This is a genomic window from Massilia cavernae (assembly GCF_003590855.1).
Lineage (GTDB): Bacteria > Pseudomonadota > Gammaproteobacteria > Burkholderiales > Burkholderiaceae_D > Telluria_A > Telluria_A cavernae.
On record NZ_QYUP01000115.1, the window covers coordinates 42,102 to 61,959 of the forward strand.

At 60.0% G+C, this 19,858-nt stretch carries 16 protein-coding genes and 1 pseudogene; 10 read left to right on the plus strand and 7 right to left on the minus strand.

The annotated features are described in order from the left end of the window. Positions 1-34: 34 nt before the first annotated feature. Genes D3872_RS12845 through D3872_RS12860 form a run of 4 tightly spaced genes read left to right on the plus strand, consistent with a single transcriptional unit; the run spans position 35 to position 4,975 of the window. Positions 35-1,096, plus strand: a complete 1,062-nt coding sequence (locus D3872_RS12845) for a WD40/YVTN/BNR-like repeat-containing protein (protein ID WP_220476936.1) — start codon at positions 35-37, stop codon at positions 1,094-1,096. Positions 1,097-1,113: 17 nt separating this feature from the next. Further along, positions 1,114-3,558 (plus strand): efflux RND transporter permease subunit, encoded by a 2,445-nt coding sequence (locus D3872_RS12850; RefSeq protein WP_119811137.1) that lies wholly within the window; start codon positions 1,114-1,116, stop codon positions 3,556-3,558. 49 nt (positions 3,559-3,607) lie between these two features. Beyond that, positions 3,608-4,159, plus strand: coding sequence for a DUF2889 domain-containing protein (locus D3872_RS12855; protein ID WP_119811138.1), 552 nt, complete (start codon positions 3,608-3,610; stop codon positions 4,157-4,159). A gap of 30 nt (positions 4,160-4,189) precedes the next feature. Continuing rightward, positions 4,190-4,975 carry an SDR family oxidoreductase gene (locus tag D3872_RS12860; RefSeq protein ID WP_119811139.1) on the plus strand — a complete coding sequence of 262 codons (786 nt, stop codon included), beginning with the start codon at positions 4,190-4,192 and terminating at the stop codon, positions 4,973-4,975. A gap of 65 nt (positions 4,976-5,040) precedes the next feature. On the opposite strand, the gene D3872_RS27045 is transcribed toward D3872_RS12860, so the two are convergent. Next, on the minus strand, positions 5,041-5,205 hold the full coding sequence (locus D3872_RS27045; protein WP_119811140.1) for a lipase secretion chaperone: 165 nt from the start codon (positions 5,203-5,205) through the stop codon (positions 5,041-5,043). Between the two features lie 483 nt (positions 5,206-5,688). Next, positions 5,689-6,525, minus strand: a complete 837-nt coding sequence (locus tag D3872_RS12875; protein ID WP_119811141.1) for a LysR family transcriptional regulator — start codon at positions 6,523-6,525, stop codon at positions 5,689-5,691. A 167-nt stretch (positions 6,526-6,692) separates the two neighbouring features. Here D3872_RS12875 and D3872_RS26045 point away from each other — a divergent pair, with 167 nt between their 5' ends. The 3 genes from D3872_RS26045 (at position 6,693) to D3872_RS26050 (ending at position 8,733) form a co-directional block, all read left to right on the plus strand. After that, positions 6,693-7,379 (plus strand): MBL fold metallo-hydrolase, encoded by a 687-nt coding sequence (locus D3872_RS26045; RefSeq protein ID WP_229459302.1) that lies wholly within the window; start codon positions 6,693-6,695, stop codon positions 7,377-7,379. 330 nt (positions 7,380-7,709) lie between these two features. Continuing rightward, entirely contained in the window at positions 7,710-7,877 is a 168-nt protein-coding gene (locus tag D3872_RS26500) for a hypothetical protein (protein ID WP_229459303.1), read from the plus strand. Beyond that, on the plus strand, positions 7,861-8,733 hold the full coding sequence (locus D3872_RS26050; RefSeq protein ID WP_229459304.1) for an alkyl sulfatase dimerization domain-containing protein: 873 nt from the start codon (positions 7,861-7,863) through the stop codon (positions 8,731-8,733). The genes D3872_RS26500 and D3872_RS26050 overlap by 17 nt, the downstream gene beginning before the upstream one ends. Positions 8,734-8,796: 63 nt before the next feature. On the opposite strand, the gene D3872_RS12885 is transcribed toward D3872_RS26050, so the two are convergent. Together D3872_RS12885 and D3872_RS12890 are read right to left on the minus strand one after the other, a co-directional pair. After that, positions 8,797-10,215, minus strand: a complete 1,419-nt coding sequence (locus tag D3872_RS12885; RefSeq protein WP_229459305.1) for a DUF1254 domain-containing protein — start codon at positions 10,213-10,215, stop codon at positions 8,797-8,799. 147 nt (positions 10,216-10,362) lie between these two features. Then, positions 10,363-13,062 carry a winged helix-turn-helix domain-containing protein gene (locus D3872_RS12890; RefSeq protein WP_119811143.1) on the minus strand — a complete coding sequence of 900 codons (2,700 nt, stop codon included), beginning with the start codon at positions 13,060-13,062 and terminating at the stop codon, positions 10,363-10,365. Positions 13,063-13,355: 293 nt separating this feature from the next. Between D3872_RS12890 and D3872_RS12895 the strand changes: the two genes are divergently transcribed. The 3 genes from D3872_RS12895 to D3872_RS12905 all read left to right on the plus strand — a co-directional run bounded on the left by D3872_RS12895 (position 13,356) and on the right by D3872_RS12905 (position 16,616). After that, positions 13,356-14,126, plus strand: a complete 771-nt coding sequence (locus D3872_RS12895; RefSeq protein WP_119811144.1) for an enoyl-CoA hydratase/isomerase family protein — start codon at positions 13,356-13,358, stop codon at positions 14,124-14,126. Between the two features lie 62 nt (positions 14,127-14,188). Continuing rightward, positions 14,189-15,433 carry a thiolase family protein gene (locus D3872_RS12900; protein ID WP_119811145.1) on the plus strand — a complete coding sequence of 415 codons (1,245 nt, stop codon included), beginning with the start codon at positions 14,189-14,191 and terminating at the stop codon, positions 15,431-15,433. Between the two features lie 28 nt (positions 15,434-15,461). Then, positions 15,462-16,616, plus strand: coding sequence for an acyl-CoA dehydrogenase family protein (locus D3872_RS12905; RefSeq protein WP_119811146.1), 1,155 nt, complete (start codon positions 15,462-15,464; stop codon positions 16,614-16,616). A 93-nt stretch (positions 16,617-16,709) separates the two neighbouring features. Here the strand turns inward: D3872_RS12905 and D3872_RS25270 are convergent, their stop codons facing one another. From D3872_RS25270 to D3872_RS12915, 3 genes and pseudogenes are all read right to left on the minus strand, one after another. Further along, a complete protein-coding gene (locus tag D3872_RS25270) occupies positions 16,710-17,141 on the minus strand; it encodes a hypothetical protein (protein WP_147373874.1) in 432 nt (143 codons plus the stop codon). Between the two features lie 737 nt (positions 17,142-17,878). After that, positions 17,879-19,060, minus strand: a complete 1,182-nt coding sequence (locus D3872_RS12910; RefSeq protein WP_119809002.1) for an IS91 family transposase — start codon at positions 19,058-19,060, stop codon at positions 17,879-17,881. Between the two features lie 8 nt (positions 19,061-19,068). Next, positions 19,069-19,858: pseudogene (locus tag D3872_RS12915) on the minus strand (tyrosine-type recombinase/integrase); the annotation flags it as partial.

Below are 19,858 nucleotides of genomic sequence, written 5' to 3' on the forward strand. Positions count from 1 at the left end.
CCCGCCGCTGACGTATATAGACAGGAGCAAAGACGTGCAATACAAAATTCTATTTGCGCCGATGGTGCTCGGTGCCGCAATGATCACTGGTTCCGTCGCAGCTGAAACGGACTTCCGATCGCCGCTGGCGCTGCCGGCAGCCAAGAGTTCCCTGGCGCTGCGCGCGCCGCTCAATGCATTGGCAGTGGCCGGCAAGCGCCTGGTCGCCGCAGGCCAGCGCGGCCACATTTTGTATTCCGATGACGGCAAGAATTGGACGCAGGCCGAAGTGCCGGTCAGTTCCGATCTCACGGCTTTATATTTTCCAAGCGCGCAGCAGGGCTGGGCGGTCGGCCATGAAGGCGTCATCCTGCACACCGCCGATGGCGGCGCCACCTGGACCAGGCAATTGGACGGCAAGCAAGCGGCCGCGCTGATGTCGAGGCACTATGGCAAGCCGGCCAATCCGGACGAACCTGGCGCACGACGGCTACAGCAGGACGCCGAAAGTTTCGCCGCGCAAGGTGCGGATAAGCCCTTCCTCGATGTCTGGTTCGAAGACGATAAGCGAGGCTTCGTCATCGGTGCATTCAACCTGATCCTGCGCACCGAAGACGGCGGCCAGAGCTGGACGCCCTGGCTGAACCGTGTCGACAACCCGAAAGCCTTGCACCTGTATGCGATCCGTCCTGCCGGCGGCACGCTGTTCATCGCCGCCGAACAAGGGCTCGTATTGAAATACGACCGCGCCCAAGGTCGTTTCACCTCCCTGGAACTACCGTACAAGGGGACGCTGTTTGGCGTCACCGGTACGGAAAACATGGCGCTGGTGTATGGGCTGCGCGGCAATGCCTGGCGCAGCACCGACGGTGGCGCTTCCTGGATCAAGGCCGATACCGGAGTGAATGCCGGCATCGCCAGCGGCATGGTTCGTGCCGACGGCTCCGTGGTACTGGCCAGCCAGGCCGGGCAGGTGCTGGTGAGCAGCGATAACGGTATCAGCTTCAAGCGGGCCAAGGTCACGACGGCTGCGCCGGCATTTGCCATGGCGGAAACCAGCAACGGCGCCATCGCATTGGGCGGTATCGGCGGGGTGCGTGTCGAAGCGCTGAAGTAAAACAAAGAGAGAATGCAATGGTAACGAACAACATCGACGACATGCCGCCTATCCGCGCGTTGAAGGATTTCGACAGCAACTCCGGCAGCCGCTTCGAGCGGCTGATTTTCAACAACCGCCTGCTGGTGATTCTCGCTTGTGTGCTGACCACGCTGGTGCTGGGCTTTTATGCCACCAAGCTCACGCTGAATGCGGCATTCGAGAAGACGATCCCGCACAACCAGCCCTACATCAAAAACTTCCTGGACCACCGCAATGACCTGAAAGGCCTCGGCAATGCAGTGCGTATCGTGGTTGAAAGCAAGAAGGGCGACATCTTCGACCCTGCGTACCTGCAGGCGCTGAAGCAGATCAACGATGAATTGTTCCTGACCCCGGGCGTGGACCGCGCCAACGTCAAGTCGCTGTGGATGCCGGTGGTGCGCTGGAACGAGGTGACCGAAGAGGGCTTCAGTGGTGGTCCCGTGATGCCGGACAATTACGACGGATCGCCCGAGCGCACCGAGCAATTGCGACAGAACATCGCCCGCGCGCAGATCTACGGCAGCCTGGTCGGTACCGATTACAAGTCCAGCATGATCTTCGTGCCGCTGATGGACAAGGATGCACGCACCGGCAAAGCGCTTGATTACCGGGAGCTTTCCAAAAAGCTGGAAGACATCCGCGCCAGGTATGCGAAAGCCGAAGGCGCCGGAGTCGATATCCGCATCGTCGGCTTTGCCAAGGTGGTGGGCGACCTCCTGGACGGTTTGCAGCAGATGATGATCTACTTCGCTGTCGCCGCCATGATTGCTGCAGCGATTATCTTCTGGTGGACGCGCTGCATGCGCAGCACGGCGCTGGTCTTGCTCTGTTCAGTTGTCGCGGTGCTGTGGCAACTCGGCCTGGTCGCCAGGCTCGGCTACGAGCTCGATCCGTATTCGATCCTGGTACCGTTCCTGGTGTTTGCGATTGGTGTGTCGCATGGCGCGCAAAAGATGAACGGCATCATGCAGGACGTCGGTCGTGGCACCCATAAGCTGGTCGCCGCACGGTATACCTTCCGCCGCTTGTTCCTCGCTGGTTTGACTGCCCTGGCCGCCGATGTGGTCGGTTTTGCCGTATTGATGCTGATCGACATCCCGGTGATCCAGGACCTGGCGATTACCGCCAGCCTCGGTGTGGCCTTGCTGGTGTTCACCAATCTCGTGCTGCTGCCTGTATTGCTGTCCTGCGCCGGAGTCAGCCAGAAGGCGGCGGCGCGTGCGCTACGCGCCGAGCAGCGCGAAGAAGGCGGCGTATGGAAATGGCTGGAACGCTTTACCGAGCGGCGCTGGGCCATGGGCGCCATCGCCGTCTCGCTCGTCATTGCGGTGGCGGGCTTCATTGTCAGCCTGAACCTGAAGATCGGCGACCTCGATCCTGGCGCATCGGAACTGCGTCCCAAGTCGCGCTACAACCTCGACAACGCCTACATCACCGGCAAGTATTCGCTTTCGAGCGACCAGTTTGCGGTGATCGTCAAGACCAGGCCAGAAGGTTGCCTGGAATACGCCACGCTGATGGAAACCGACCGCCTGGGCTGGATGTTGCAGCAGATTCCGGGTGTGCAAACCACGATGTCGCTGCCGGATGCGGTGCGCAAGATCACCGCCGGTTCGTTTGAAGGCAGCAACAAGTGGATGAGCATTTCTTCGAACCAGGACGTGCTGAACTACGCGGCGCGTACCGCGTCCACCAGCAATCCGGACCTGTTCAACACCGAATGCTCGGTCATGCCGGTGGTCGCCTATCTCTCCGACCACAAGGCGGAGACGCTCGACCGGGTAGTGAAGGCAGCGGAGCAGTTCGCCAAGGAACACAGCACGCCGGACCGCCAGTTCCTGCTGGCCGCCGGCAGTGCCGGGATCGAAGCGGCCACCAACATCGTGGTCAAGCAAGCCAACGTCACGATGCTGCTGTACGTGTATGCGGCGGTGATTGCACTGTGCTTCATCACCTTCCGCAGCTGGCGCGCGGTGGTGGTGGCAGTGGTGCCACTGGTAATCACTTCGATCCTGTGTGAAGCGCTGATGGTGGCGCTGGGCATGGGCGTGAAGGTAGCAACGCTGCCGGTGATCGCCTTGGGTGTGGGCATTGGCGTCGACTATGCCCTTTACCTGCTCTCGATCCAGTTGCAGCAGCAGCGCGCGGGCGCAACACTGGCTGATGCGTATCGCCATGCATTGCGCTTTACCGGCAAGGTGGTGGCCCTGGTCGGCGTGACACTGGCTGCCGGAGTGATCACCTGGGCGTGGTCGCCGATCAAGTTCCAGGCTGACATGGGCATCTTGCTGACCTTCATGTTCATCTGGAACATGGTGGGCGCCCTGGTGCTGATTCCGGCGTTGTCGCACTTCCTGTTGGGGCGCGTCGGCCACGCCGGTGCGAAGGAAGAGCCGGTAGGCGTAGAGCAATTTGCGAAGGTCGCCAAGCGCGCCTGAGTACACCTGGAACGAATAAGCGATACAACAGCTGAACGAGGAGAACGTGATGGACAATCAAGCATCGGCGCCGGCGTTTGCACACCGACGCACCATCGACTGCCAGACCGTAGAGCGCGAGGACGGCATGTGGCAACTGGAAGCGACCCTCTACGATTTCAAGGGTGCGCCTTTTCCCACTGCGAAGGGTACGGTGATGCCGGGCGAGGCCTTGCATCATATTCGGCTGACATTGGTCTTCAACGAGGACTTGAAAATACAGGAGGCGCAAACGCGTCTGTTCAGCGGCCCATCACACGAATGCCGGCACGTCGACACCAGCTACGCCGCACTCGTTGGCATGACGCTCGGCCCAGGCTTCAGCCGCAAAGCACAGGAATGCTTTGGCGGGGTGCTGGGTTGCACGCACATGAACGAGCTGCTGCCGGTCGCGGTGACCGTCGCCATTCAGACGGCCTTTGCCAAGCGTGCGGAAGGAGGCCCTGCTGCATTGGCGCCGTACAGGCGACTGTTCGAGAACCAATGCCGTACGTGGCGCAGCGACGGACCGGCTATGCAAGCCGTCAGCAAGGCAATGCAAGAAAGTGGACCGTCTTCCTAACACTCTGGATGAAGAGGAGCAGAGAAATACATGCGTACCACCCAACAACTTTTTGACCTCACTGGCAAAACCGCGCTGGTCACCGGCGGCTCGCGGGGGCTTGGGCTACAAATCGCCGAAGCGCTGGGCGAGCAGGGCGCCAAGCTTGTACTTACCTCGCGCAAGCAGGCCGACCTCGACGAAGCGGTCGCGCACTTGCAGGAACGCGGCATCGCCGCGAGCGCCATCGCCGCCGATGTGTCGCAGGAATCCGCGATTGCGCCGCTGGTGGCCGAAACGATCGAACGCCTCGGCCATATCGACATCCTGGTCAATAACGCCGGCGCGACTTGGGGTGCAGCGGCGGAAGACTATCCGGTCGAAGGCTGGGACAAGGTGATGGACCTGAATATCCGTAGCGTCTTCCTGCTGTCGCAGGCCGTCGGCAAGCAGTCCATGATTGCGCGCCGATACGGCCGCATCATCAACGTGGCATCGATTACCGGCTTGTTCGGCAACCGTCCGGATTCGATGCAAACCATCGCCTACAACACCTCCAAGGGTGCGTTGATCAATTTCACCCGTACGCTGGCGGGGGAATGGGGCCGTTACGGCATCACGGTCAACGCACTGGCGCCGGGCTTCTTTCCGTCCAGGATGACCAAGGGGACGCTCGAACATTTGGGCGAGGAAGATCTCGCGCGCCGCACGCCGCTGCAGCGCATCGGCGACGACGAGGATCTGAAGGGCGCGACATTGCTGTTTGCATCGGATGCCGGCAAGCACGTGACCGGTCAGATCCTGGCAATCGATGGCGGAATTTCGGCAGTAAATTGACGCGTCAGGGATGCACCCGCCTGGTCGGGCGTGCCGGTAGCGATCTCCGGACGTCGCCGACTGCATCAGGCCCAAGTTACTCGTTTCCATTCCTCCTGTTGCCGGTCCAGTCGCGCCAGGCGCTCGGCAGCTTCGGGGTTCAGTGCCGCTGCCCGCATGCGATAGATCTCGTCGTGGCTCGCCCCCGAAAAAACCGGCAGCCATGATGGCCGCCGTTCCAAGTCCTGCATAAACTACTTTCGCTTTTTTCATGGCGCTCGTTGTTGTTACAGGCCCGCGTTCTTAAGACGGTTGGCATGCTGGCGATACAGGGTGACCGGGTTGGTCTCGAAGATGTTCACAAGGCCAGCCGTGTGACTGATGGCATCAATATGGTTCATCAGAATTGCTCCGAGAAACCCTGTCCTTCAGGGCAGGGAGTGAAAGGAGCCGGGCGCGAAGCGCACGCAGCCGTCCAAGTGAAAGAATGTTTTGAACTTTGATGTTGGTCCACGGTCAAACTCCATAAGTGCATCAGTATGCGATTACGCGCTGGGGCATGATGCATTGACCTGATACGCGCCTTAAAATCTTGTACAGACTTTCGCCGGCATGAAGTTGGGCAGCACAACGCGCCATAAAAAAACGGCAGGCTTAATGCTGCCGTTTCATAATGCATACGTTGCTTAACTTGTTCGTTCGGCTCGCTTGCTTCGTAGGCTCAAATTTTTTCGTCAAGCATGCAGCAAGCGATCGCATTCGATGATTGCTTCGATCACCTTCTCGGCTGTTGGCGACAGCGTGCGATGCGCGAGATAGACGATAGCGAATTCCATGCTTAAAGCTTTTGCATTCTCGACAACGATCCGACGCAGTGTGCCGGCTTTCAGCTCACGCTGCACGGCCGCCAGCGGGCCGTAAATGACCGTATCCGACTCTGCCGCCAGTTCCCGGAGCGCAAAAAAACTGTTGCATTCGATATGAAAGTGCAGGGGCTCGGATGCCTTGTACTGCAGCGCCTTGCGAAAGCTTTCGCGCAAAGCATCTGGAACCGGAATGGATGCGATTTGCATTTCACGCAAATTCGCCATCGTGCATTTTTCCTTTTGGAAGGTCGGATGGCGCGGCCGGGCGAACCACCCGCACTCGTAGAGCGAGAGGGGAACCACTGCCAGATCGGGCGACGATGGCATGGTGCGCTTCTCGACGACAAAGAAATCGATCGCCTCCGCGTGCAGGCGTTCCAGTAGCGTGGTCCAGTTTTCCACTTCCGTGCGTATCGACAGCTGTCGATAAGACTTCGACAGCGTGGCATGCACATGGGTTAGCAGAATAGCCGCCGGATACGGGCCGACGCCGAAACTCACATCGCCCAACTCGTGGCTGTTGAATAACCTCACGTCTCGGTCGAGTGCCCGGCTCTCGAACAAGACCCTGCGCGCGCGCTCCACCACCATTTTCCCTCCCTGCGTGAGGACAATTCCGCGTGGATGGCGATCGCAGATGAGCAGATCCAGTTCCTGCTCCAGTGACTGGATGCTGCGCGTCAGCGCCGGCTGACTCAGGTGCACTTTTCCGCCGCGCGCGCAAAACTTCCAGCGTCAGCAAGAGCGACCAGATGTTCCAGTTGGCGTATGTTCATTATGCACTTTCTGCAATGATTCAATAAATATATGCAATAGTATTATATTTAGACTTCGTATAAGTTGCTCCTTTCATTACTGGAGGAGAGATCACGATGACACGCAACACAACGTTCAAAAGGGCTGTTTGCCTTGCACAAAAAAACCTGTCAGGTGCCGCCATTGCATGTGCGTTTGCAGTGAACGCCGTCGCGTCGGACAATGCGGCACAGTCATCCGAACCGCCGCTCGGAAAATCCGCGACCGCGCAGACCGCAGCCCGCAACGCCGCAGTACTGCAACAATTACCTTTCACCGAACGCGAGGACTTCGCGTCGGTCAAGCGCGGCCTGATCGCGCCGTTCAAGGGTGACATCAAGAACGCTGCCGGACGAATTGTGTGGAGCCTGAACGCCTACGAATTCGAACAGGCAGACAAGAGCCCCGACACGGTCAATCCGAGCCTGTGGCGCCTGGCCCAGCTCAATGCTCACGCTGGCCTGTTTAAGGTGACGGACCGTGTCTATCAGGTGCGCGGCCTCGACCTTTCCAACATGACCATCATCGAAAGCGATACCGGATTGATCATCATCGATCCCTTGTCCTTCACCGAAACCGCGCGCGCCGCCATCGACTTGTATTACCAGCATCGTCCGAAAAAACCGGTGCTGGCCGTGATTTACAGTCATAGCCATGCCGACCATTTCGGCGGCGTGCGCGGGGTGTGGAAGAGGCGGCGAGTCCAAGGCCGGCAAGGTGGAAAATCTACGCGCCGGTCGGCTTATGGAACACGCGGTCAGTGAGACGTCCTTGCCGGCAAATGCGATGAGCCGGCGCGCAAATATCAGTTTCGGAGGGCTGCTGCCGCCCGGTGAAAGGGCCATGTTGACTCCGGCGTCGGCAAAGCGCGGACCGTCGAAATGGTACGTTCGGCCTGATCGCGCCGAACCGTGCTGGTGAAGGACGAATGAAGCGCATCGCATGCGATGGCGTTGATGTGGAATTCCAGTTGGCCCTGGACCACTGAAGCACCCTTCGGAATGCTGTACCTGCGCAAGTACCCGCGGCTTGGGCATCGCCGAAAAACGCTGCGCAAATGATGCACAACGTCCTGACGCCACCGCGGGGCGCTGGTGGTGCGGGATGCCAAGCTATGGGCGAAGAATCTGGACGAGAGTTTGGCGCGCTATGGCGACAAGGCTGATGTCATGTTCGGCCAGCACAACTGGCCGACGTGGGGCGGCGAACGCATCCGCACCATGCTGGCGGACGAGCGCGACATGTATGCCTTCCTCAAATAACCGCACGCTCAACCTGCTGAACCACGGCTACACGCCAATGGAGATCGCCGAGGCCATGCAGAAGCTGCCCGGTAATCTGGAAAACAAGTGGTACGCGCGCGGTTACTACGGCTCGCTCAGCTTCAACTCGCGCGCGGTGTACCAGCGCTATCTCGGCCTTTATGACGGCAACCCTGCCAATCTGAATCCGCTGGCGCCGGCGGAAGCCGGCAAGCACTATGTCGCGGCGATGGGCGGCGCGGCCAATGTGCTGAAACAGATGCGCGCCGCGATGACGAAGGGCGACTACCGCTGGGCTGTTCAAATGGGTAACCACCTGGTCTTCGCGGAACCGGACAACAAGGAAGCGCGCGATGCGCAAGCCGATGCGCTGGAACAGCTGGGCTACCAGTCGGAGAATGCCTTGTGGCGCAACATGTACCTGACCGGCGCCATGGAACTGCGTAACGGTGTCGGAGACAACAGCGGTATGTTGAATACCGCAGCGTCGGCGGACCTGATCCGCGCGCTGGAGCCGTCCATGTTCTTCGACTTCATGGCGGTGCGGCTGAACGCCGACAAGGCAGCCGGGAATGACATGATGCTCAACTGGGTGTTCGAGGACTTGAAGAAGCCGTTTGCGCTGACACTGCGCAATGGAGTGCTAACCTATCGTGAAGGCAGCAAGCATGCGAAGGCTGACGCCACAATCACCATGAGCAAGGCTACGCTCGACCGCATCGGCCTGCGTCAACGCGATTTCCCGACCGCGATCGAACAAGGCGAGATCAAGGTCGAGGGCGATGGCAAGAAGCTTTTCGAACTGCTCGGTATGCTGGATACGTTCAAGCAGATGTTCAATATCGTCACGCCATAGCTATGCCGAAAAGCCCTGCATTGGAAAGCAGAGCGGCCGCAGGTGCATAGTATCTGCGCCGTTTTACTCGGCCCGCTGGAGCTTGGGCGCCGTCCAGGTGCCATTCAATGCCGCGGGCTTGGGCCAGTACAAGCGCCCGGCGACGTAGAACGGCCCCTTGGGCGCCGGCAGCCAGTTAGTTTCCTTGTCCTTGCCCGGCGAATCGTGCTGAACGTGGAGCGTGATGCCGCCATCGGCGTCGCGCTTGAGGTCCGGCAGCATCGGCGAATTGATCAGGTAGCGGTTGAGCGGATTGGCAACCAGGAGGCGTGTCGACAAGTCATACATGGTGAGCGACCAAAACGCATTGACCGGCGGTAGCTGGTCCGGCGCAAAGCGCAGCGTGTAACGATTGGCGCCGTCCACCTTCTGCCCGGTGGAGTCGAGATAGAAAGGCGGGTAGATCGTCTCTTCCTTGTCATTGCCGTAGAGCCCGCTCACGGTTCCTCGCATCCTGTACAGGTAATTGCTCTTTAAGAATTCGCGGCTACCGAGAAAGCTCATCGTGGAGACTTCGCCTTTGACGACCCGCTTACTCAGTTCATCAAACTCGTGCCAGGCGTCCGCCATTCCCGCCGCGATCGCCTCCCGGATCTCCGGAGACAGCGTCTGTGCATCGAACTGTTTGCCCGCACCGATGCCAAGTTTGGCGAAGCGCCCCATCAGCACTTGCTCGGATGGATGGGGCGGACAAAAGCGCAGGACGAAATTCAACTGATTGAAGAATTCCAAAGAGGTGCGCTCCTGCTGAGCGGAGAGCGGTTTGAGGAAGTCAACTTCAGGTGCGGCAGCAGGCGCGGGTTCGCCGAGAAACGCGGACAGCGTTTGCACCTTATAGCCGGCCTGCACCTTCTTGACATTCTCGATGTCGGCCGGTCCGAGGAGCTGGGTGCGGTAGAAGACAAAGGCAAAGTCGGTTTCGGAGCGGAACACGGCATTGATGCCCGGCGGCGTTTTGCCTTTCCAGTGAGGACCGGCGAGGAGAAACTTCCCGCCATTGTTGCCGGTGGTGCGACTGCCGGCATAGGCGAAATTGTGGGTGTGGGCGTCGACGAACTGCGCCGAGTAATAGCGGCCCTTTTCTACGGCAGGCAAGGTCAGCACCAGTGGCTCGGTACGCAGGTCGGCGCCGAGCTGCGAATACGGCGTATCCGCATTGGGTGTCGGAAAAGCTTTGTCGTCGGGAGTGTAGATTCGTGCAGTGTTATTGATCGAATTCCAGGGCGCTTTGAATTCCGGATGGCTGGAATCCTGGAAATAGGTATATTGAACGCGATAATGGTCCACCAAGGAGAAACCATAGGTGTAGGCATCCTTCGCGATTGCCCGCGCCTCTTCGACCGAGAAGGTAGGGGATTGGGCGCTTGCCACCGTTGGCACCAGCGCGCTGCCGAGCAGGACGCAAATCAGGATGCTGGCGAGCCGGCGTGAATATAAGAACACGAATTGTCTCCTCGTTACATGTACGAACGGGGAATTGTGGGGATAAGCCGCTTTGGATTTCCCCCCTACTTTGCAGGGGGGCACAGGCTGGCAAACGCAAAAATGCGTTGCTTCCGTTCCCAGGCATGCGGCTCGCATGCGTTGCCGCTAGTCGATAAGCCCCTGCTGGCGCGCCCAGGCCATTGCATCATACCGGCTCGACACACCCAGCTTTGCGAGGATATTCCTGACGTTCCACTTCACGGTTTCGAGCGTGATATTCAGCGTCAGCGCAATGCGCTTGTTCGACATCGCCTCCGAAACCAGGCGCAGGATTTCAAGTTCGCGTGGCGTAACGCTAACGCGCTGCGCCGTAGTATCGAGCTTGCCCGCCACATTCTTTCCTGGTGCATGTGAAATGGCGTGACCAAAGCGCCCCAACAGCTTGTCAAGATACTGTGCCGTAGTCTCGTCCACAGCGACATCGGATTGCAGCGTTGCCAGCAGTTCGCAGACGCGCTGTCCCTCATCGAGAAAGCTTCGCACAAGACCAAGCCGGGCTCCCGATTCCAAAGCCTGGATGAGACATTTTTTCGCTTCCTCGTCCTGCTTGAGGCTGTCATGCGCGATTGCCGCCAGCAGGTTCGCCATAACGAGCGTCGAGGATCGCCCGAGTTTCTCGGCATAGCGGCGCACATCGGACAGCGTAGCGAGCGATTCCTCGGGTGAGCAGTCGATGAGCGCAAGCCGTGCGCGCGCCATGCCGGCGATGATCGGAATCTCGGCGTTGCCGCCTTCAGTGTCCCTATGGGCCGCATCCAGCTCCTTCAACTTCGCCACGAGCTTGGCAGCGCGCACATGGTCGCCCTGCACAAGAAGGATTTTGACCTGTTCGGCGAGTGCATAGGCGAAAGGACGATCCAGTCCGAGACTGTGGAAGTGCACTGCTTGCGAGTCCAGGAATGCGAATGCCGCATCCGGGGTTTCCTGCAAAAAGTCGAGACGTGCATGGCAAAGCGTTGCACGCACCATGGTTTCCGGCATCGAAGAGCGGAGGATGCCGCCACGGTTCGCGAGAACCTCCCGTGCATCGTCGATCCGGTCAAGTTCATAGTAGGCGTCCGCGAGACTCGCTGCGCAAAGGTTTGCCGATACCGCGCCACGTCCATACACCGTTTCCGAACGGGCGAGTACGGTCGAACCGATACGTGCGGCCTCCTTGACGTTGCCTTCGACCAGCGGAATCAACACGCGCTGGCTTTCGACGACCAGCGCCAGGTCGTTATCGCGGTCTTCCGGACCGATCGGATTGTCATCGAGCAGCCTGGTTGCATCGTCGTACCGTCCAGCCGTCGTATAGGCCGCTGCAAGTGCTGCCAGATGGACGTAGCGGAGAAAACTGTTATCAGGGAATACAACACGCATGGGCTCGAGCAGGGCGATGACCCGCTTCGTATTGTCGCGTTGCATCGCCACTGTCGCATCGGCCAACGCGAACTTGGAAGAGATCGCCGGATTTTTCGCGGCGTCGCTGCGCCGGATATCTTCCAGCCATTGCTCCGCTTTTGCCGGCCGCGCGGTTAGCGCATAGGTAAGGCAGCCGAGAAAGAAAAGTTTGGGATGCGCAAACAGCGTTTGCTGCGGCAAGCGGTCGAGTAGCTGCAGCATGGGGCTGATGTAGTCCAGGCTCCAGGTGGCGGGAGCCGCTTGTTCGATCGCATTGACTGCGAAGTCCACATCATTGCCGAGATTAGCGTGGCGGACTGCCTCGACAAGAAAATCATGGTCGGCGAACCACTGGCTGGCGCGCCGATGCATCGCTTCAACCGCTTTTGGCCCATGCCGGGAGAGGCGGCTCGCGAGAAATTCGCCGAACAGTGGGTGGAAACGGAACCATGGCGAGCGGTCATCCGACTCTACCCGATAAATCATCAGATTTTCGTCTTCCGCGCGCTTGATCAAATCGGCCGCGCGTGGATTGTCGCTGACGAAGGCGGCAAGGTCCGCATTGAAGCGGCGGCAGACCGATAACGCTTCCAGGAAATCGGTCAATTCTTTCGGCAGGTGTGCCATCACGTCTTCGGCGAGATAGGCTTGCAGGTCGGTTGAGCGCCAGAGGAATGAGTGCAGCTTGCTGCGCGTTGCCGGGCGATTCCTCAACATGATGGCAATCAGTTGCAAGCTGGCCGGCCAGCCGCTGGTCAAGTCGTGGATCAGGCGCAGTTCATCTGCCGTCAATTTGACGGTGCTCAGATTTTGCTCGAAGAAAATCCGCGTTTCGTCCAGGTCGAACGGGAGTTCCGCGAATCCGATTTCCGCGACTTGTCCCAGCACGCGCAAACGGGAGAGCGAGAGTGGGGGCGCGGCACGTGACGCAATGACGATATGCAGGTTGGCCGGGCAATGATCCAGCAATTTCTGCATCAGCTTGTGCGCCCACGGGTCTTCCACGTGATGATAGTCGTCGATGAATAGATAAAGCTCCTTGGCGATGTCGGCGGCCGCACTGGCGACAACCGCAATCACGCCATCCATCGATGTGTTGTTGCCACCTTCCAGAAGGACGTCTTCCCCGATCTGGATTTCCAGGCGCTGGAAGGCGCCCAGCAAATAGGCGCAAAAGCTGGAAAACCGCTTGTCGTCCTGGGTCAGCGAAAGCCATGCAACCTGCGCGCCGGCCTTCATCAGTTCCTGGCGCCACTGCACAAGGAGGACGGTCTTTCCGAAGCCCGCACTGCCGCTCACCAGGGACATGGTGCAATGCTGCGTGTTGCGCAGATGGGCGAGCAAGTGCTTGCGAGGAATGTAGCGGGCACCAATACGCGGCGGCGCAAATTTGGTTGCAACAAGCAATCTATCGAAATTCATTTACAAGATTCCTGCAAGGATGGATGCGCAAGCGACATGCGCGGACAGCGCACAGTCGCAATCTGAGCGGGCGTTGAATGCACGCATATGCTCGACAGGCAACGTGCTCGGCTCTTTTTTATCGTAGCACGGCATTCGCTGGTTGATGGGCCAGGGCGCCGACATATTGCTGATCCAGCCATGAATTCCCCAGCGAGAGTACGCCCCCTCCAAAAACGGGGGAGGCGCCGGACGGCGTCGCGTAACTTCCCCCATAAGCAAAAAGCACTTTCTTTGGATTAAGGAGATTAGGGATGAGCGTTTCTCTCGCAGTGAACGGCCCCGTCGGCTGGGTTACCTTCGATCGCCCGAAGGCGATGAACGCCTTGAGCGTTGAGATGCTGCAAAGCATGACCTCCCAGCTCGAGGCATGGCGCACCGATCCCACAATCCGCGTGGTGGCGGTGACCGGCAATGGTCCGGCATTCTGCGCCGGCGCTGACCTGAAGCAGGCCGGTGCGCCGGTCGGCCCGGGCGAGCTGGATTTCCTGGACAACATCATCGTGTTCTTCAACTTGCTGCGCTCCTACCCGAAGCCGGTCATTGCAGCGGTCAATGGCCTGGCCTTGGCTGGTGGTCTGGAAGCAGTCTTGTGCTGCGACATCGTGATCGCGGGACAAAGCGCCAAGTTCGGCGATGCACACGCCAACTTCGGCGTGTTCCCGGGCGGCGGCGGCGCTGCCATCCTGCCGCGCAAGATTCCAGCCAATGTCGCCAAGTACTTGCTGTTCACCGGCGATGCGCTGCCGGCCGCTGACATGAAGACCTATGGCCTGGTCAATGAAGTGGTGGCCGACGGCGAACTGCTCGCCCGCGTGCAGGCGCTCGGCGAGAAATTGGCGCAGAAGAGCCCGATCGTGTTGACCCGCATGAAGCGTGTGGCCAACGCAGCAGCCGACAAGGCCGCAGGCGACGCGCTGCGCGATGAGGAATTGGAGCTTCGCAATCACCAGCGTTCGTACGACATCAAGGAAGGCTTGGCGGCATTTGCCGAAAAGCGCAAGCCGCAGTTCAAAGGACATTGATCTTCACTCCCTTCTCCCGCTTGCGGGAGAGGAGCGTGCGCACCTACTCTTTTCGAGGACACATGGAAAACATTTACATCGTTGGCGTCGGCATGACCCCGTTCGGCCGCCATACGGACAAGACCATCAAGCAGTTGACGGCGTGGGCAGTGGAAGACGCACTCAAGGATGCAGCTTGTGACCGCAAGTGGGTGCAAGCTGCATTCTTCGGCAACTGCACGCAAGGCCACTTCGACGGCCAGCACATGATCCGCGGCCCGGTCGCGCTATTGCCGATCGGCTTAGACAGCATTCCAATCTTCACGCTCGAAGGCGCCTGCGCATCCTCCAGCCATGCATTCAATCTGGCTGTCACGCAATTGCGTGGCGGTGCTGCTGACGTGGCGATCGCGGTCGGCGCGGAAAAGATGTTCTACAGCGACAAGACCAAGATGTTCTCCGCGTTCGAGTCGGCCTGGGACATTGAAACCTTCGAAGCGAACAAGAACTACCTGGCTGCCATGGGCAATAGCATCGTGCCGCCGCCCGGCTCACAGTCGGAAAAGCCATACAGCCCGTTCATGGACGTGTATGCCGCCTTGGGCCGCGGCGGCCTGATGGAGCGTTTCGGCATCACCCAGCGCCAGCTCGCCGCGGTGTCGTCGAAGAACCACGGTCACTCGGTTCACAACGAGCGTTCGCAATACCGCATGGCGATGAGCATCGACGAGATCCTCGCGGCGCCGCCGATCACCTATCCGATCACGCTGCCGATGTGCTCGCCGATCTCCGACGGTGCCTCCGCCGCGATTGTCTGTACCGAATCGGCACTGAAAAAGTATGGCTTCGACAAGAAGCGCGCGATCAAGGTATTGGCAAGCGTGGTGCGCTCGGCATCGGCCCGAGCCGCCGACGATTTCGACAATGGCTGCACGCGTCAGGCGGGCATTCATGCGTTCGAGCAGGCCGCCATTGGCCCGAAGGATATCAACGTGGCCGAAGTGCACGACGCGACCGCGATTGGCGAGTTGCTGTCGATCGAAGGCCTGGGCCTGTGCGAGGCGGGGCAAAGCGGCGTGATGGCCGAGCGCGGCGAATTCACGCTGGGCGGCAAGCTTCCGATCAATCCGTCGGGCGGCCTGGAATCGAAGGGCCATCCGATCGGTGCGACGGGCATCGGACAGATCTTCGAACTGGTGGAACAGTTGCGCGGCAACTGCGGCAAGCGCCAGGTCGAAGGCGCACGTTTTGCGATCCAGGGCAACGGCGGCGGTCTGTGGCGCGTCGAGGAAGCGACCGAGCACGTCGGTATTTTCGGTCTCGCCTGATCAATTCAAAGTCATAGGAAAAATATTCATGTTCGTTCAACAACCTACCGAAGACCAGCGTTTGGCGGTCGATAGCTTCCGCAAGTTCCTGGAAGCGGAAGTCCGTCCCTTCGCCAAGCGATTCCGCGATCAGCATATTCCGAAGGACAAGATGCGCGAAATAACGCAGCGCATCGCCGAATTCGGACTGCCCGGCGCCAATGTTGCCGAAGAATTTGGCGGCATGGGCCTGTCGATTGTCACCGAAGCGATGCTGTTCGAGGAACTGTGCGCCGTGTCCCTCGACATCGGCCTGTGCGTGATGATCAACAAGGGCATGGCGACCACACTCGCCGAATTGCCGGCATCCCAAGCGCACCTGCGTGAGCGCTATCTGGCCGATATCCTGGCCGGCCGCACATTTGGCGGCTTCTGCATCAGCGAACCGGATGTCGGTTCCAACGTCGCGGACATCAAGGCAAGCGGCAAGCGCGATGGTGATTACTTCATCGTCAATGGTGAAAAGACCTGGATCTCGAACGGCCACTATTCGGACTTCCTGATCGTTGCGGTGCGCACCGGCCCGAAGGACTTGTCGCACATCCTGGTGGATCGCGAAGAGCATGGCTACGAGTCCAGCAATATCGACAAGATCGCCCTGAACGGGCAGTCCACCGCGCAGGTGTACTTATCGGACGCCCGTGTGCCCGCCAGGAACATCGTGTGGGAAGAGGGCTCAGGACTGAAGAACACGATGAAGCTGTTTGAAAAGGCACGTGCCAACGTCGGCATGCTGTCAGTCGGCCTGATGCGTGCATCGTTGGAAGCATCGATCGCGTATGCGAAGGAGCGCAAGCAGTTCGGCAAGCCGATCGCGGCGCACCAGTTGATCGCTGCCAAGATCGCCGAGATGGCGACATCCCTGGATGCCGCGCGTCTGATGTGCTACCGCGCATTTTCGATGATGGACGACGGCATTCGCTGCGATGTGCAATCCTCCATGGCGAAATGGTTTGCGACCGAAGCGGCGGTGAAGGTGTGCCGCGATGCAGTGCAACTGCATGGCGGTAACGGCTTGACCAAGGAGTTCGACGTCGAGCGCCTGGCACGCGAGGCAATCGTCATTCCGATCCCGGATGGCACGACCGAAATCCAGAAGCTGATGATTTCCCGCGCACTGACTGGAATCGCGGCGTTCGTCTAAGGGGGGGGCGTTCGGCCAAAGGCTAACAGCAATTGGCGTCTATAACTGGACGGCACTCGACCCGAAGTGGTCATGCGGTTTGGCCTCATCAGATTAGCATGATTTACCGGACGATTTCCTCTTTAGTCGCATTGCTGCCGCCAGTTTCCACGTCGGGCTATTTGGAAAGAGAATCCAAACGACTTTCCATGCATTGCGGTGGATCCCGCCAACGGCGTTCGCAAACCCGCTTGGCGAGACCTCTTCGCCGTTGTAATGGATGCGGTCGCCGTCAACCAAACAATGGTAGTTCTTGCCATTGAAAATAGTCCGCAGGAGTGTTCCGTGCGGCAGGAAAAGATGCTTCCATTGATATCCTGACGTCGCAGGCATCGCAAATGATTCCGGATTGTTGTGGGTCATCCATTCGCGAATGGCAATAGCGGCAATCTCCCATTCCTCTTGTGCAAATCCGGTTTGACAGGATGCGGGAGCTCCATGGCGGGCGCTGGGTGTTGTCGTTTCATGGCTTGCTCGCTTTCGCACGATATTGGTCGATACCGCACGATAGCGCCCCGAAACCGCACGATTCGCGCGCGAGATCGAACGAAAATCGCACGAGATCGGCCGAAAACAATCCGATTTCTTACGATTGAATGCGGTAAATGTTCTTTCTAAACGTTAGACATTCTCATGAATCAAATCGTTCAGATTCGGGCAGAAATCGTGCGTTCTCGGACTGAAATCGTGCAAAAGCGGATGCAATTCGTGTGATCTCGCGCACCTTTCGTGCGGTTCCGCGCAAATTCGTGTGATTCCGTGCTTTCGGCGCAAAGGCTCGACAGGCCGCTCTTGGCCGGCTAGTGTCGACAGGGGCGTTCGGCCAAAGGCAAACAGCAATTGGCATCTATAACTGACGGCTTTCGTTAAGGGTTGTCCGATGTCGGCCGCTTCCACAGACCTGAATTGATGCGCGCAAGCGTTCCCGGCCGGCGTTGGGCAAGCCCCGAAGGAGGAAACCGCGGGAAGTTTAGTTGTCGTCAGCCTTTGTCATAGGCTATGGCGATTTGACCGGCGCCGTTGGCTGGGAAGGTGCCAGTTGGAGCGGGCGAGTTGGCATCGATGGCGTATATAAGACCTGAAACGGTCACGGGGGGCGTCGCCTGTTCGGTGGTTAATCGATTGAAATTGAGACGCTGCGGCAGGACAGGCAAAGGAGCTCCGCATCGGTTTTGGCCGACGGTCGACGCGCTTGTGGCGCAAGCCTATGTTGTCGTTGTCGCTCATGGAGGTGCTCCCTGGTGCCGTGCTGGTGCCTGAATTGCTTTGATCGGCAAGAAGATGGCGGTGATCGCCATCGGCGCGCCGCAGTGCCGGCAAATGAACATCGTCGAATTGCGCTCGACAGGCTGTGTGTCGACGGCGGGCGCCGGGACGCGCAGTAATGCGCGCGCCCTGGCCAGGTTGGCCTTGCGTCCCGCGTTGGCGAACAGCCCGTAGTGCCGGATCCGGTGGAAGCCGCTGGGCAGGACATGCAGCAGGAACCGGCGCATGAACTCGTCGGCGCCGAGCGTCATCGTCTTGTGCATCTGATCCTTGGCACGGTAGTCCTTCCAACGAAATGTCACGCCGCGCTCGTCCATGGCGACAAGCCGCCGGTTCGAGATTGCGACTCGATGCGTGTAGCGGGACAGGTAGGCCAGCACCGCCTCGGGCCCGGCGAACGGACGTTTGGCGTAGACCACCCACTCGCAACGCCGCAGCGGCGCCATCCAGCGCGCGAAGGCGGTCGGTTCCGTCAGTGCCGCATGCTCGCCGAGGAAACGTAACTGGCCGGCGCGATGGGCCGCGCCCAGCGCTTCGAGGAAGCGCCGCCGGAACAAGCGCGAGAGCACGCGCACCGGCAGGAAGAATCCCCGCCTGCAGGCGACCCAGCGCTCGCCGTCCTGCGACAGGCCGCCGCCGGGGACGATGCCGTGCACATGGGGATGGTGGGTCAGCGCCGAACCCCACGTGTGCAGCACCAGTGTGGCGCCGATGCGCGCGCCCAGGTGCTTGGGATCTGCGGCGATGGTACACAGCGTCTGCGCCGCGAGCTCGAACAGCAGTCGGTAGAGTACGCTTTTGTTGTGCCAGGCGAGCGCGGCGACCGTCGCCGGCAGGGTGAAGACGACATGATAGTACTCGACCGGCAGCAATTCGTTGCGGCGCGCTTCAAGCCAGCGGCGCGCGGCGCCGGCCTGGCACTTCGGGCAGTGGCGATTGCGGCAGGAGTTGTAGGCGATGTCGACGTGTTCGCAGGTGTCGCAGCGCAGCGCGTGCCCGCCCAGCGCCGCGCTGCGACACTGCTCGATGGCCGACATGACCTTGAGCTGGCCCAGGCTCAGGTGTCCGCGTTGGGCTTGTCGCCAGGCCGGACCGTGGGCGCGGAAGATGTCCGCGACCTCCAGGTCGGGGTGCTCCATGGCGCCCCCTATGCCGGCTGCAAGGTGTCGAGCGGGCTGATTACTTCGCGCAATAGATCGGTGGCGACCTGGGCGTACAGCGCGGTCGTGTCGAGCCGCTTGTGGCCGAGCAGGGTCTGGATCACCCGGATGTCGACCTTCTGCTCCAGCAGATGGGTGGCGAAGCTGTGGCGCAAGATGTGCATGGACACGCGCTTGTCGATGCGCGCCAGGTCGGCGGCGGCGTGGATGGCGCGGTTCAGCTGCCGTACGCCGAGCGGGTCGACGGGATTCTGTCCGGGGAACAACCAGCCGCCGTGCAGGATCTTGCCTTCGGCACGTGCCGTCCTCCACCAGGCACGCAGGCAGTCGAGCAGCGCCGCGACAGCATGGCGTACCGGTCCTTGTGCCCCTTGCCTTGTTCCACGCGCAAGACCATGCGCCCGCTGTCGACATCGGTCACCTTGAGCCCGACCACTTCGCTTGCGCGCAGGCCGGCGCCGTAGGCGACCGACAATGCCGCCCGGTACTTGGGACTGCACGCCGAGGCGATCAGGCGCGCGGCTTCGTCCCGACTGAGCACTTGGGAAGTTTGCGGGGAACCGGTACGGGATGCATCCTGGCCATCAGTTCGGGATGGTGGACGGTGACTTCGAAAAAGAACTTCATCCGGTGATCGTCACGTTCAGGGCGTTCGACGTGAAGCCTTGTTCGACCAGGTGCAATTGGAACAAGCGCAGATCCTCGCTCGTGGCGGTGTCGGGCGGGCGGCCCAGGAAGGCGGCCAGCCGCCGCACGTGCAGCAGGTAGGCCGATTGG